This is a genomic window from Streptomyces huiliensis, from assembly GCF_020037025.1.
Taxonomy (GTDB): Bacteria; Actinomycetota; Actinomycetes; order Streptomycetales; family Streptomycetaceae; genus Streptomyces; species Streptomyces huiliensis.
On the sequence record NZ_JAIQLH010000551.1, the window covers coordinates 1 to 684 of the forward strand.

General features: G+C 79.2%; 1 protein-coding gene. It reads left to right on the top strand.

Translation table 11 applies throughout. The features are described from left to right. The first annotated feature begins 75 nt into the window (after positions 1-75). A complete protein-coding gene (locus JNW98_RS35815) occupies positions 76-669 on the top strand; it encodes a sigma factor (RefSeq protein ID WP_223772414.1) in 594 nt (197 codons plus the stop codon). The last annotated feature ends 15 nt before the right edge of the window (positions 670-684 follow it).

Genomic DNA, 684 nt, shown 5'->3' on the forward strand with positions numbered 1-684 from the left:
CATGCGGTGTCGGCGCCATGAGGGGCGGACGCCATGAAGCGCGGGCGTCGCGACGACGCACGGGAGGAGGGGCGGATGACGACGGACGCACCACCACGGTGGGACCGGAGGATGCAGCAGCGGCTCGCGCACGGCGAGGCGGCCGCGCTCGGCGAGCTGTACGACCGCTTCGCCTCCCTCGTGCACGGCCTCGCCCACCGCGTCCTCGGCGACGAGGCGGGCGCCGACCGCGTCACCCGGGACGTCTTCGGCCACGTCTGGGAGCACCCCGGCGAGTGGGACCCCCGCCAGGGCCCGCTGCGCTCCTGGATCGCCGACCTCACCCACCGGCAGGCCGTCGCCCGGCTGCGCCGTTCGGAGAGCGACGGCCCCGGCGGGCCCGCCACCCCCGAGGAGATCGACGAACGGGTCCGCGCGGCCTCCGCCGCCGCCCGCGCCGACTACATCGTCGGCTCCATGCCCGCACCCCTGCGCGAGGCCCTGGACCTCGCCTACACCCGCCGCCTCGACTACCGCCGGGCCGCCGCCGGGCTGGGCGTCACCGAGGACGAGGCGCGCCGCCGGCTGCGCCTGGGCCTCCAGTTGCTCGCCACCGCCCACGGCCCGCGCCGCCCGGGCCTCCGCGCGGCCGGCCCGCTGCCGCCCTCCACCGGCGGGGACCCGCGATGACCGGCCGCGCGCCCC